The sequence below is a fragment of the Alteromonas sp. ABH4_452 genome (assembly GCF_056311825.1).
In genome coordinates this window covers 2,645,597-2,660,445 of record NZ_CM149973.1, presented here as the reverse complement: position 1 = coordinate 2,660,445, position 14,849 = coordinate 2,645,597, and the positions used below count along the sequence as shown (strand labels likewise).

9 protein-coding genes are annotated in these 14,849 nt (G+C 43.4%); 8 read left to right on the top strand and 1 reads right to left on the bottom strand.

From position 1 onward, the window contains the following. Positions 1 to 205: 205 nt before the first annotated feature. Positions 206 to 1,495 (top strand): DNA recombination protein RmuC, encoded by a 1,290-nt coding sequence (rmuC, locus tag ACYX4N_RS11405; protein ID WP_474806753.1) that lies wholly within the window; start codon positions 206 to 208, stop codon positions 1,493 to 1,495. A gap of 42 nt (positions 1,496 to 1,537) precedes the next feature. On the opposite strand, the gene ACYX4N_RS11400 is transcribed toward rmuC, so the two are convergent. Next, complete coding sequence (locus tag ACYX4N_RS11400) at positions 1,538 to 5,509, bottom strand: S8 family serine peptidase (protein ID WP_476054090.1); 3,972 nt, start codon at positions 5,507 to 5,509, stop codon at positions 1,538 to 1,540. A gap of 516 nt (positions 5,510 to 6,025) precedes the next feature. On the opposite strand from ACYX4N_RS11400, the gene ACYX4N_RS11395 reads away from it, so the two are divergent. The 7 genes from ACYX4N_RS11395 (at position 6,026) to ACYX4N_RS11365 (ending at position 14,353) form a co-directional block, all read left to right on the top strand. Further along, a complete protein-coding gene (locus ACYX4N_RS11395) occupies positions 6,026 to 7,213 on the top strand; it encodes a thiamine pyrophosphate-dependent dehydrogenase E1 component subunit alpha (protein ID WP_476054089.1) in 1,188 nt (395 codons plus the stop codon). Continuing rightward, complete coding sequence (locus ACYX4N_RS11390) at positions 7,213 to 8,190, top strand: alpha-ketoacid dehydrogenase subunit beta (protein ID WP_061095031.1); 978 nt, start codon at positions 7,213 to 7,215, stop codon at positions 8,188 to 8,190. Before ACYX4N_RS11395 ends, ACYX4N_RS11390 begins: the two co-directional genes overlap by 1 nt. Before the next feature lie 16 nt (positions 8,191 to 8,206). After that, positions 8,207 to 9,913, top strand: a complete 1,707-nt coding sequence (locus tag ACYX4N_RS11385) for a dihydrolipoyllysine-residue acetyltransferase (RefSeq protein WP_476054088.1) — start codon at positions 8,207 to 8,209, stop codon at positions 9,911 to 9,913. 145 nt (positions 9,914 to 10,058) lie between these two features. Then, positions 10,059 to 10,976, top strand: a complete 918-nt coding sequence (locus ACYX4N_RS11380; protein WP_476054087.1) for a 23S rRNA (adenine(2030)-N(6))-methyltransferase RlmJ — start codon at positions 10,059 to 10,061, stop codon at positions 10,974 to 10,976. Between the two features lie 110 nt (positions 10,977 to 11,086). Then, positions 11,087 to 12,970, top strand: a complete 1,884-nt coding sequence (locus tag ACYX4N_RS11375) for a protein kinase domain-containing protein (RefSeq protein WP_476054086.1) — start codon at positions 11,087 to 11,089, stop codon at positions 12,968 to 12,970. Further along, on the top strand, positions 12,957 to 13,817 hold the full coding sequence (tesB, locus tag ACYX4N_RS11370) for an acyl-CoA thioesterase II (protein WP_474806742.1): 861 nt from the start codon (positions 12,957 to 12,959) through the stop codon (positions 13,815 to 13,817). Before ACYX4N_RS11375 ends, tesB begins: the two co-directional genes overlap by 14 nt. Positions 13,818 to 13,828: 11 nt before the next feature. Continuing rightward, positions 13,829 to 14,353 (top strand): gamma carbonic anhydrase family protein, encoded by a 525-nt coding sequence (locus tag ACYX4N_RS11365; RefSeq protein ID WP_476054085.1) that lies wholly within the window; start codon positions 13,829 to 13,831, stop codon positions 14,351 to 14,353. Positions 14,354 to 14,849 lie beyond the last annotated feature (496 nt).

The window sequence follows — 14,849 nt, the reverse complement described above, 5'->3', positions numbered from 1 at the left end:
CGCTTACCGAAACAAGTATAAAAGCTTCGATTAATTAAATGAAACGGGCGCGCAGTCGCCCGTTTTTTGTTTTTAATTGAGATTACATGGCCTCGGGCGAGAAACTAACACTCACTTGATTCACCTGTTTTAACCCTATACAAATTGGTATATTTTCATTATTTTGTTTATAGTGCTGTACAAAATAACAGTATGAATGTGCACTATGATTACCAACCTTATCTCAAGCGAACCCGTCGCTTTCTTAATTGCTTTTATTAGTGTTTGTCTATTAGCTCTCTATTCTTTCATCCGCAGCCAAAATATCTCGGCGAAGCTTTTTCAATCTTCACAGTATTGTGACACGTTGCAAAATGAATTGAGCAGCGAGAGGGTGGCTAACGCAAAACTTCAGGCACAAAACGAGGCCCACCAGGCCAGAATTCAGGCGCTGCATGCGGCGCATGAAGACAAGTTAGCGGCTATGAATGCTTCTGAACAACGGTTGCAAACCCAGTTTGAGAACTTAGCAAACCGAATTTTTGAAGAGAAACAGCAGCGCTATACACAACAAACTAAGCACAATATTGAGGCTGTGCTGGCACCGTTTAAAAATGAATTAGATGGCTTTAAACGTCAAATTTCAGAGCAGCATATACGTGAAGGCCAAGAGCGAGCGTCACTTAAAACAGAAATATTAGGCTTAAAAGCTTTAAATCAAAAAATAACAGAAGAAGCAGCTGCACTTACCAATGCACTAAAAGGTGATAACAAGAAGCAGGGTAACTGGGGCGAAGTCGTTCTTGAACGGATTCTTAAGGAATCTGGTTTACGGGAAGGACATGAATTCGAAACTCAAATGTCTGCGACATCTGAACAAGGCAAGCGTTTCCAGCCTGATGTAGTAGTGCATTTACCAAATGATAAAGACGTCATCATAGATTCAAAAGTAAGCCTTGCAGCTTATGAGCGCTATTTCAATTGTGATGATGAAACGGAAAAAGCGCAGTTTTTAAGTCAGCACGTAGCTTCAATTAAAGGGCATATTAAAGGTCTTGGCGCAAAAGACTACCAGAACTTAAAAGGATTAAAGACGTTAGACTACGTTTTACTTTTCATTCCCATAGAACCCGCTTTTTTAATTGCTGTAGAAGAAGAGCCCGACTTGGTCACCATGGCGCTAAACCACAATATTATGCTGGTAAGCCCTACAAACTTACTTGTAGCGCTTAGAACCATTAATAATATTTGGCAATACGAGTACCAAAATCAAAATGCACAGCTTATTGCTGAACAAGCCGCTAAGTTATACGACAAGTTTGTAGGTTTTGTTACTGATATGGAAAAAGTAGGAAAGTCTATGGATACCGCTCAGGCAAGTTATGAGCAAGCAATGAATAAACTAACTAACGGGCGAGGGAACATCGTTAGACAAATTGAAAAGTTCCGTGAACTTGGGGTCCAGCCAAGTAAGAGGATGTCACAGCATCTACAGCAACTTTCGAAAGACGATTAAAAAAGGCCGCGATTGCGGCCTTTTTTACATTTTTAGTAAACGTTATGAACGTTTCATGCGTCTACGCAGGTATACCGCTGGTGCAAGAAGTAATGCAATCCAGCCCATAGAACCACCAGACTTATCGTTAACTGCAATAGTTACGGTTTCTGTAGTTGTATCGATACCGTCTGTCGCTGTTACTTCTACCGTCACAGTTGTCGATTGCTCATGACTTGGTGCAGTACCAGTGAATGATGTCATTTCAACACCATTGATAGCGATCGTAACGTCATCGCCGTCTGCGTCAGTTGCTGAAGCTGTTACGGTAAATGACTCGCCTTCATCAACGCTTGATGGCGCAGAAATTGAAAGTACCGGTGCATCTTGAACGCCAGCAATTTGTACAGTTACCGTACCTTCACCAATGATATTACCTTCTACAACTTCACCTTCATCAGTAGTTGTACCTTCAACTTGGACTGTGTAGGTAAATGAGTCTTCACCAAAGAAGTCTGTATTTGGTGTGTAGGTTACCGTACCATCATCGTTAACTGTCACTGAACCGTTTGCTGCTTCAGTAGTAACTGTAACAGTTGACGGGTCAAGTGGCTCTTTATCGATAGTAATTGGCGTAAACGTTCGGAAATCACCTGAAAGTGATTCCATTGTAAACGTGTTAATGATCGTGCTATCCATCTCGTTAGCAAGGATGTTAGCCGTTACCGACGCATCTTCATCAACAGTTAGCATATCATCCATGTATTCGCCTGAAGGAAGAACAGTACCATTATAGCTGAACTCAATTTCATCGCCTGGTGATGATGCTAAAATAAACTCATCACCAGCTACAGGAAGCGTTCCTTGAGAGCCTGCCGTAGTTAGAGCACCCAATGTAAAGCCAGCAGTACCTGTATTATTTTCAAAACCTGCGACAGTTGCGTATTGAGGGCTATCCATTTCACCATAAACAAAGTGGATACTATCAAAAGCAAAGTCATACCAAATTTGGAAATTAAAGCTAGTATCAGGAATACCCCACAATTGAGCATTTTCCCATTCAATTACCAACAATGAGCCATTAGGACCGTTCAAGTTAGCTGCATATAAGTTACCTGTACCTTCATCACCAGCATCAGTACCTAGTAAATCAAGGTCAGTCCAAAAAGGAGCTAGTACGTTGTTTGGTTCATTGCTGTCTGGCATAACAGCGGGTGAAGGGGTCGTTACGTTGCCTGACGATGTACCAAGAGAAATGTAACCATTTGAAGAAACCTGCATTGACGTGTAGGTCTTGCCAAGGTAAGTCATTTCAGGAAGGCCAGTTAGCGTGATAGACGTGTCATCACACGAACCAGAACACGTAAGAGGCTGTACACCTAATGCAGCCATTGGCAGGTAACCGCCTGCTAGCGCTCCAATCGAAGTGTCAGAATCAAGTGAATACGACGAGGTATTCAATGCACCTTCCCAATAGATTTCACCTTTATCGGCGTCGTAAGATACCGGCTGTTGGTCACCATTCTTAACCGCTGCGATACTAGAAGGGTCAATTTCGAACTTGTGATCGATTGAACCAGTAACACCAATCATACCTGTCACATTCTGGTTAGTTGCTGATGCAGTTACTCTTACTAATTCTTCTTCTTCAGCCAAACTAGTACTAACATCACTACTAAACAATTCTGGTCTATCTGTGCTAATAGGGTAAACCGCAACAGGAATAAAGTAATCCGTCGTTGTGTCGTCTGTATCTGCCCAGTTAATACCACCGAACGACCATGAGCCTGTAGAGGCTGTTGTAACGTCTACCGCAACCATAATTTCAGCAGAAGCACCTGCTGGCAGAGTAGCCATTTGTGGTGTAACGGTTGCTACAATAGCAGCGTCGTTAAACATAGCGGTTGCATCGACAGTTACTTCTTCGTCGCTAGTATTAGTAACCGTGATAGACATTTCACAGTTCAAGTAGCAGCCACCATCTACCAAGCTTAAATCACTGTATGTAAGCTCGACAGTTGTAGCACGAGGTAGATCCAAACGACCTGCACCCATGTCAAAGTTGTCTGCTTGTGTAGCAGCATCTTCTTTAAGTACGTCTCGGATAGAAGACGTTACAAGCGCACTCTTAATTTGCTGTGCAGTCCAGTCTGGGTGCATTTGTTTAAGTAGAGCCGCTGCGCCTGCTACGTGTGGTGACGCCATAGACGTACCATTTTTAAACGAGAAAGATTCGCCTTCATGTCCTGGAGCATCTGGAGATTCACCAGAGAAAATACGTGTACCAGGTGCCGCAATATTTGGCTTAAGGAATGTAGGGTCGCCGTTTGGTCCACGAGAACTGCTTTCATTCATGATGTCAGCAAGGCTATCTGAGACCACTCGAACAATTTCACTACCAATGGTTACATTTAGCGACTCGTCTGTTTCAACTGCAAGAGTTGCAAGTGCTTGTCCTGGCGTAGCTGGGAGCATTAGTGAAGGAATAGTTTGCGCTTCGCTTAGGCCGCCCATTAAGATTGGCGCTTCTCCGCGACCATCTACGTTGTGGATGAGCACAGCTTCAGCGCCAGCCGCTTCTGCGTTTTCAATTTTTGTTACAAAACCACAAGTGCCACGGCTGATAAGTGCAATTGCACCCTCAAACGCGCCAGCGTCGAATGCATCACAACCTTCCACATTTTCCGCATTAACTTCACCAGCATAAACAACCGGTGCCGTAATTGGGCTATCGAAAACAATTGCTGGGTTACCCACTGAATAAAGCGCAGGGATTGAACCAATTGTGGTATCACCTTCGATAGTCACTTCGTTTGCAAACAAACGACCCGTTGTTGTGTTTGCAACCGTGATAACGTCTTCAGAACAACCCGGGCAACCAATTGTACCTTCACCCGGACCATCGTTACCCGCTGCAAATACGGTAACTACACCAGCATCGTGCATGGCTTCAAGTACATCTTCGTATACAGAGCCGTTAGGGTTACCGCCAGCGCCGCCGCCCCAAGAGTTATTAACAACATCAGCGCCGTCTGTCAGTGCAGCTTCAAGCATTGACAGTAACATTGAAGATGCACCGCTTGAAGATGCAGGGTTTGCTGGAGTTGCGTACAGGCCTTTGTACACCATCAGGTAGGCAGCTGGTGCCACACCAGAAATCTCTGCTTCAGCACCGTCGCGCTCAGCCATAACACCGTAGTTACCCACCGCAGTACCAGCAACGTGAGTACCGTGACCGTTAAAGCCTAGCGGGCTTTCATATTCATCTTCAACAACAGCGAAGCCTTCTACGATATCCGCTGCACGTGCCACAATTAGCTTGTTGTTACAAAAATCAGGGGCCTCTGAACAGTAATCGTCAGTAGGTAGGGTATCTGCGGCAGGCGCTTCGAAGTTCTCTCCGCTAAATAGAGGGTTCTGTGGGCGAATACCACTATCGATGATAGCTACTTTGACACCTGCACCGGCACTTTCTTTACCGCCAAACTGTTCCCACGTTTCAACCGCACCGATTAAGTCTAAGCTGGCATCCATTTGTGCGTGGTGAATAACGTCTGGGTATACCGCTTTAACTGTAGATAGGCTCGAAAGCTTATCAAGCGCGCTTTTTGATACAATACCAGCAAAACCGTTGAATGCCGCTGTGTAAGACAAGTCAGCTTTAAATGATTTATCAAACGCTTTGATTGATTGGATAACAGATTGCTGTTGAGTTTCAAGAAACGACTTGTATTCCTTCGCTGCGTTTGACTCAAAGTTAACCTTTTGCCCTTTATGCGCAGACATACTGCTAACACTCGGGTTAACAGCGCTAAATTGCGCCATTGGTACGTCGTTTAACTGAACGATAACGCGAACACTATCACTACTTGTTTGGATAGCATTTGCAAGAATATTCTTTTTATCGAAAGAAGCCTCAATTGCGTTTTGTTGTTCAACGCTGTGGCCGGAGATTTGATTTGATAGAGCAAACGCGCCAAAAGCAGAACCTGCTAGTGCAGTTGCAACTACCGTACTGATAATTGTTTTTTTCATAATTATTCTCGTGTGAATAGTTCCCTGGGCCTGACGGTCTTTATTTGCTTTAAAGGCTTAATGCCCTTTTTTATTGCTATTTGCCGTCATGACACATTTATTGTTAGCACAATTTCGCGGGTTATGTAATGTGTATTTCAGAAATACACAATTTACATATTTTGTTACATTTGGGTGTCAGTTAAATTTGAAATAAAACTAGAATAATTGGCTGCTGAAGTAATAGTTCGTCGAATAAAATTGAAATAAAATTACATAAAAAACCACCAGCGAACTTTGTGTTTCGCTCAATTATACAATTTTACTATGAGGATTATCCTACGCTGTTTTCATAAAATTTACATGAGCTTTACTTTATTAGGACGATTATCCTTTTAATTTAGACTAATTGAGTATAGTGATTTCATCCATCTGAATTATTACCTTCGAATAAGTAAGACACTCCTGCAATTCCTCATCTAGCATATCCCAAACTATAGAAGTCGCTATTAACCCTCATATTTAAGGGGAACAAACGTGAAAGACAGAAATCATTTGGCCGAAGTAAAAACAACAAATCAGGTCGAAATCATTACAAAAGGGGTTGTTGATATCCCAATGCTTCAAATTTCGTCATCAGAAGGCGAGATTATCGAAAAAGCGGTGGAGCCTGAACTTGACCAAGATGAAGCATTAAAAATTTTTAATACCATGCATTATATCCGCGTTTTGGACGAACGCATGGTAGGTGCACAACGTCAGGGGCGTATCAGTTTCTATCTTGCGAGTACAGGTGAAGAAGCCGCATCAGTAGCAAGTGCTGCTGCGTTATCAAACGATGACATGATTATGTCGCAATATCGTGAACAAGGCGCGCTGGCCTACCGTGGTTATACGACCGAACAATTCATGAACCAAATGTTTAGCAACAAGGACGACCCTAACAAAGGTCGTCAAATGCCTATCCATTACGGTGACAAGCCCCTTAACTTCATGACCATTTCCTCGCCTTTAGGCACACAAATCCCTCAAGCTTCTGGTTACGCTTACGGACAAAAAATGTCGGGTAAAGACGTGGTGACCATTTGCTACTTTGGTGAAGGTGCAGCTTCAGAGGGCGATTTCCATGCTGGCTTAAATATGGCAGCTGTACTGAATTGCCCCGTAATTTTCTTTTGTCGTAACAATGGTTACGCCATATCAACGCCCGCAGAAGAGCAATTTGCAGGTGATGGTATTGCGTCTCGCGGCTTAGGCTACGGTATCAAAACTATCCGTGTTGACGGTAACGATGTGTTAGCTATTTATGCCGCTACTAAAGAAGCCCGCCGAATCGCCATTGAAGAAAAGTGCCCTGTGCTCATTGAAGCCATGACGTACCGCTTAGCTGCACACTCAACGTCGGACGATCCAACAGGCTATCGCTCTCGTGAAGAAGAAGACAAATGGCGTGCAAAAGACCCTATCGCTCGTATGGAAAAATGGCTAGAAAGCAAAGGGTGGTTTGATGCAGCTGAAAATCAAAAGCGTGTTGATAAAGCAAGACAAGATGTATTAGCTGCGATGAAGAGTTGTGAGAAAACAGACGTATGTGCTATCGACGATATAGTAGAAGACGTTTACGACACAGCGCCATGGCACCTAAAAGAACAACTTAACGAACTAAAAGCACACATAAAGAAATACCCAAAGATGTACCCTAAAACCGCAGGGAGAGTGAAATAATGGCCAAGATGAACTTACTACAAGCAATTAATAATGCACTCATCACTGCCATGACCGAAGATGAGAAAGTAATGGTCTTTGGTGAAGATGTGGGTCACTTTGGTGGTGTATTTCGGGCAACGAGCCATCTTCAAGAAAAATTTGGCAAAGCCCGTTGCTTCAACACGCCACTCACTGAGCAAGGCATTATTGGCTTTGCCAATGGTTTAGCCTCGCAAGGCTCGGTTCCTGTTGCAGAAATTCAGTTCGGTGATTACATCTTTCCAGCTTTTGATCAAATAGTAAACGAAACAGCGAAGTGGCGTTATCGTTCAGGTGGACAGTTTGATGTAGGTACATTAACTATCCGCACTCCATACGGCGGTGGGATCGCAGGCGGACATTACCATAGCCAGTCACCTGAAGCGTTCTTTGCACATTGCCCAGGTCTTAAGATTGTTATCCCTCGTGATCCGTACCAAGCAAAAGGTTTATTACTTGCGTCAATTCGCGATAAAAACCCCGTATTGTTTATGGAGCCTAAGCGACTTTACCGTGCCTCCGTATCAGAAGTACCAGAAGAAGATTACGAGCTACCGCTAGGTAAAGCGGATATTGTGCAGGAAGGTAGCGATATTACGCTTCTAGGTTGGGGGGCACAGATAGAAATCTTGCAAAAAGCTGCAGAAATGGCCCTTGAAGATGGTGTGTCCTGTGAAATTATCGACTTGCGCAGCATACTTCCGTGGGATGTTGAAACAGTGATGCAATCTGTCATGAAAACTGGTCGTCTACTGATAAACCATGAAGCTCCGTTAACAGGTGGCTTTGCAAGTGAAATAGCAGCAAGCATTCAAGAGCGCTGTTTTCTATATCTTGAGGCGCCGATTGCTAGGGTTTGTGGTTTAGATACGCCATATCCATTGGCTCATGAAAAAGAATACATGCCAGACGAAACCAAAACGTACGAAGCTATTAAGCGTACGCTTCATTATTAAGCCGGGAGACAATGATATGACAATTGAATTTATCTTACCGGATATAGGTGAAGGTATTGTTGAATGTGAACTTTTAGAATGGTTGGTTTCAGAAGGTGAACACATTGAAGAAGATCAGCCCGTAGCTGAAGTAATGACCGACAAAGCCACCGTTCAAATTCCAGCTATGCATGCTGGGGTGGTTAACAAGTTGCATTATGCGGTTGGCGATATTGCTAAGGTTCATGAGCCACTATTTTCAATGACGCCGGATGATGCGAACGATGCAGTAGCAAATAGCGACACAAGCACTGAGGCAAATACGCAGCGTATAAAAGAAAACGATAGCGCTGAAGGGCCTGAACACACAACTGCCGCCCAAGGAGGTTTATCACCTTATAGTGATTCCAATGGCAAGCACATTGAAGACTTTATACTGCCAGATATTGGTGAAGGTATCGTTGAGTGTGAAATTGTGAAATGGAATGTGGCTGAGGGCGACGACATCGAAGAAGATCAAGCTGTTGTTGAAGTAATGACCGATAAAGCAGTGGTTGAAATTCCTGCCAAAAATGCGGGAACCGTGCATCGGCTTTATTACGCCCAAGGTGACATCGCTAAAGTACATAGTGCCTTGTTCGCACTAGAAGTTATCGGCGAATCTGCGGTAACAAGTGACACGTCTGACAACTCAGATGATACATCTAAACTGTCAAGCACGAGTTCATCAAATGCTGTACCACAAAACTTAGATGACAGCCCACAATCGAAATTCAGTGACGGTGAGTTTGAGCCACCTATTGCTATTGAAGGTAAAGTGCTAGCGAGCCCTGCGGTAAGACGTGTTGCTAGAGAAAAGAATATCGACCTGTCTACAGTTAAAGGCTCTGGTAAAAAAGGGCGTATTCTTAAGTCTGACGTAATGAATCTACAACAAACAAATGGTGGCGCGTCGGCACAAGATACGTTAATTGCTTCGTCAAACGAGCCCACCACACAAAAAGGCGATATAAATAGTGCACACAGTGTAGTTAAAGGCAGCGTTAAGACTGAAAAGGTGCGTGGTATTCAAGCCGCCATGGCCAAGCAAATGTCCGCGTCGGTCTACACAATACCTCACTTCACTGTAAGCGACGAGTTGGTGATGGACAACCTAATGTCGTTACGTAACTTGCTTAAGCCTGAGTTTGAGGCGAACAATGTTAAATTAAGTTTTATGCCATTTTTCGTTAAAGCGATGTCGTTGGCACTTACCGAGTTCCCTGTAATTAACAGTCAACTCAATGAGGATGCCACTGAGATTAGCTACTATTCTGATCACAATATTGGCTTTGCGGTAGATTCCAAAATTGGACTTCTTGTGCCTAATATTAAAAGGGTACAAGATCTTTCACTACTGGATATTGCCGTTCAAATGCAAGATATCATCGAGCAAGCGAGGGCAGGGCGCGTAGCCGGCGAGCATTTAAAAGGTGGTACTATCAGTATCTCAAACATTGGGGCTATCGGCGGTATCACTGCTACGCCGGTAATTAACAAGCCGGAAGCCGCTATTGTGGCGTTAGGTAAGACTCAAAAGCTTCCTCGCTTTGACGATGAGGGTAATGTTAGCGCACAACATATCATGGCAGTTAATTGGTCGGGTGATCACCGAATTATTGATGGTGCAACTATGGTGCGCTTCAATAATTTATGGATGAGTTATCTTACCCAGCCAGAAAAAATGCTAATGCACCTTAAATGATCTATTTAGTGCATTTTTATATGCTGTAGCGTAATAGTAAGGAGGCCAATATCAACGTATTGGCCTTTTTTTGTTTTGTGTACCTCATCGCGGGATGGCGTTATTATAGTTTCCTATAAACAAACAAATATTTTACTGAGGTTTTGTGCTTAGTTATCAACACGCCTTTCATGCTGGCAATCACGCCGACGTCATCAAACATCTTTGTTGGATTGGTGTTATCAACGCCTTAAAAAAGAAAGACAAGCCCTTTACGCTTTTTGACACGCATGCCGGTGCTGGCACATATGATTTAACCGACGACCTATCGTCAAAGAACAAAGAATACGAATCAGGTATTTCCCGTCTTTTCGGGCAAGGTGATGGAACTGCAGCTCCAGGAAGCCTGGCTCCAGAAAAACAGAATACGAAAAATTTGCCAAGTTTACTCAATGACTACCTGTCATTATGTGAACCATTTTTAGCGCAGCAGCAATACCCAGGCTCACCAGCAATAAGTGCTATGGCCAAACGCAGTAGCGATAACTTACATTTAATGGAGCTTCATCCTGGCGAGTTTCAAAAATTAGAGAAAAACGTGTCGCGACTTCGTACCGGAAATAGCCATACACACAAACGAGATGGCTACGAAGGGCTTCGAGCACTCACGCCACCGAAGCCCAATCGCGGTGCTATTTTAATTGACCCTCCATACGAAAGAGCGAATGAGTATAGCGACCTTGTTAAAGGCGTTGCACAGGTGTTGAAACGTTGGCAGCAGGCGCAAATTGTCGTGTGGTACCCACTGCTATCAGAAAGGGCTGGCGCTAAAAGCGGTGCAAGTGAGGCTATGTGCGACAAACTCGCAGAACTTGGCAGACCCTGCTTCAAAGCTGAGATATGTGTTGCAGAAAATACGTCTGACGCAGGCATGTATGGTTCTGGTGTGTTTGTACTGAACCCGCCATGGCAGCTAGATACGAACCTAGACAGAGCATTAACAAGCGTTATTGACATGCTAGGTAAAAATGAAACAGGTTTTCATGCTACGGCGCAGGTCACTTGGGTAAATGAAGATTCCTAATTAATGGTATTGATAATCAACTAGGTGCCAATTAACAGCAAGCACATAGTTAATTGGCTTATTACTGGGTGAATAGTACAACTATAAATCCATAACCGTGAAATAATGAAATGTCTCAGCTCAAGGGTTTAAAACACTTTTACATACCCGACGAACAGTCGATTTATTTGCTATCTCATGCGGATGCAAAAAAACTAAAGGACTGGGTAAATCTCTGTATGTCTCAACTAGAAGGGTTAGGGTATAGCGACATTGAACTTTTAGGAAAAGGCGCATTTGGTTTTGCATTTGCAGGGAATGCGCCGAGTGGAGAATCACGGGTATTTAAGTTCTCGCGTATAACCTTACCGCAGCACGTTCAGGACAGGTTAGAAGAGGAAGCCTTTATGCTGTCTCACGTTAACCACGAGTTTGTGCCGCGTTTTATTGAATATCAGCAGATACGTAAGCAATCAATATTAGTGATGGGCAGAGCGCCTGGTGAAGATTTAGAAAAAGTAAGCTTGAAAACAGGCCCTTTGTCGCCCCGTATTATCGTGAAAATAGCCGTTCAAGTGGGCGAGCTTTTGTCGAGTTTTCGCCAATACAGCGAGAATGGCGAAATTAAGCCTATTGTCCACGGCGATATTAAACCCTCAAATCTGGTCTGGGATGCCACTAATGAATCCATAGGCTTAATAGACTGGGGGTCTTCGGTATTCGCTCAGACCGATATTGCTGGGCAATATGTGGGTAACAATGTCATGGACTTGATGTCGGGCGAACTCCATCAGACGAACGCACGGCTTGGCGACGTTTACTTTATCGGCGAAGAGCAGTTAAACGGTGCGCTTTCAAGCCCGCGCTTTGATGAGCAGGGATTAGCTAGCACCCTATATGCGCTAGCATCTGGGCAATCTTGTCGCTATGGAAGTAAAGTTATTACGCCATCATCCCTCGGGTTACCCAAAATGCTTGCAAATATTTTGGAATATATGCTTAGTGATGACCCTGTTAAAAGAAGACAGGGGGGCGATTATTTGTTTAACCACCTTCACGTTTTAAAAAACATGGTTTTCACCCAAGACAAACCTACGCAATATACGCCGTTAATACCCACTTGGCTCACCCATACTCTAAATGCTGATATTGAAACCGTCGTTTACAGTTCGCGGAAGTCTTATTTACGCCAACAGGCGCTGCTATCTGACTCTTTAGATGATAAAGACGTAGAAGAGTTACGCTACATAGACGATGCGCAATTTGACCGCTACTACAAAAACTACCTGCAAGGTATGGGAGATACTGAAAAAGCATTCGTATCTGCCATCAGTAGGCTAGGGCGCTACCCAGTAGTAGGCGGTATGGCGGTACGTTGGGAGCCAGACGGTATTTATGTAGATTCCAGCCTGAACTTGTATGATGAAACCCTCAAAACGGCTTTTGATTTAGCGGTAAATAACGTGATTAATTTAGCGAGAGCTATACACAAGCCAGCCGTTTTTAAATGCTGTATGTTTAACGCGAAGAATACGCTTCATATTGAACGCGACAGCGAAGATGAAGATTTTTTGCCTGGCAATGACCTTTCAATTCCTTATGAATTGTCACGTGTTTCTGCACAAAAAGACGAGAGCCGAACTCACTCTTACTTTGAAGACGGCGATGATCCTGATGAATTACTTAAGCTGCCGAAAGATATCATCGAAACTATCGTACAGTTAAACACAATTCATCACACAGGATGTATTATATTTGAAGCATTACCTAAACACCTGAAGATACACAACTATTATACCTTGCTTGACCATAGCCAAGAAGAGCGCTTTAAAGCTTTACTGGCGCAGTTAGTGCAACAAATTCCTAACATAAAAGGGCTAGGCATTTCAGGGTTTATGAAGTTACCCTATAAAGATACGCGCTTTTTTGAGCATAAAGCAAAATTGCCTGAAAAATATTACCCGCGAAACCCCAAAGCAGTTATAGAAGAGAACGTACAACATGTCCGAGATTAAACTATCATCACTATTTGAACTTGAAACAGTGGAAGCTGGCATCTATCGAGGTCAAAGCTGGGATTTAGGCTTTAGAGCTTTATTTGGCGGGCAAGTTTTGGGACAAGCTCTGGCAGCTGCTTATGAGACCGTATCACCAGACAGAGTGGCCCATTCATTCCATACCTACTTCCTTTTACCGGGCGATGCTAAAAAACCAGTTGTATACGACGTAGAAATAGTACGAGACGGAAGAAGTTTCTCGGCTCGTCGCGTCAAAGCGATACAAGATGGCAGAAACATATTCTACATGACTGCATCTTTCCAAGTGCCACAAGAAGGCATGGAGCATCAGAATCCCACCATGCCCGATGTCCCTCCGCCTGAAGAAGTGCAATCTGACATAGAGTTTTACGAAGCGAACTTCAACAAAATAGCGCGCCCTATGCAGGAAGCGTTAAGCTACCACAAACCGGTTGATATTCGCACCGTAGATGCAGCAAATTCATATCATTCAGCTAAGCGTGAACCTACCCGCTATATTTGGTTAAAAGCAAGAGATACCATGGATGCACAACTTGCCGTGCACCAAGCTGCACTTGCTTACGCGTCAGACTATCATTTTTTAAGTACATCATTACAACCTCATGGTGTTGCTGTAACTGATAAGTCACTTCGTATCGCAACCATTGATCATGCAATGTGGTTTCACCGCCCAATTAGCATGAATGAATGGATGTTATATGCAATGGAAAGTCCATTTAGCGGTGGGTCTAGGGGCTTAGTTCGCGGTCAGATTTTTAACCAAAAAGGCGAACTTATTGCATCAACCATGCAAGAAGGGTTAATGAGAAAAGTAGACGAATAGGGAATAAGCGAATGCGTTATAAGTTAGGTTCAGCAACACCGCAGGTTCACCAGAGCGCTTTCATTGCACCGGGGGCTCACGTTATTGGAAACACAGAACTTAAAGAGGGTGCCAGTGTTTGGTTTAACGCGGTAATCCGTGGCGACATGGACAAAATATCGGTGGGTGAGAATACAAATATCCAAGACGGCAGCGTATTACATACTGATGCGGGAATTCCTTTGGTTCTTGGCAAAGGAGTGACAGTAGGTCATAAAGTTATGCTTCACGGCTGTGAAATTGGCGATTACTCGTTGATAGGTATTAACGCCGTGGTGCTAAACGGTGCGAAAATTGGAAAGTTCTGTATTATTGGCGCTAATGCACTAATCACTGAAAACATGGAAATCCCAGACTACAGCTTAGTTGTAGGAGCACCTGGCAAAGTTATCAGAACTTTTGATGAAAACGTAGAGCCAAAGTTAAAGGCCTCAGCAGACCACTATGTCAGCAACGCAAAGACTTACATGACATCTTTGCAACAGATTGATGAGTAATCATCCTACTCGCCATTTAATTTTTTCTTTCCCCATAAAAAATGCCCAGAACAAACGTTCCGGGCCTAGGGGAATGGCTCATTGCTGAGCCGTGCGCTAACTTTTACAGGGAGAGTTTAAATAAAAAACTTTAAACGGACAATTAGTATAGTTTAAATTAGCTCAAAATATAAACAGCAATTGTGTGAATTTTATCTTACACCCTGATTACTAACCTAAGTATAGAAATAACCTTAAATATATCAATGAACTAAATGCTGGTCGGATGTGGTAAAAATTTTGACTCAATTTGACGCACTTATTCACTCGGCCGTAACTTTCCCATCTTTATTACCTTTTGATTTCTGCATATACATAAAAATGAATGTGTAGCGCGGCGCCCATTCATCTTATTTATGTTCAAAACAGACGGTTGTTCCTTTTAACCAAACTTGTAGTATGACGGCATTGGTCATGCTTTTAAGGCTAGACACTAACTATAATCATTGGCTCTCAC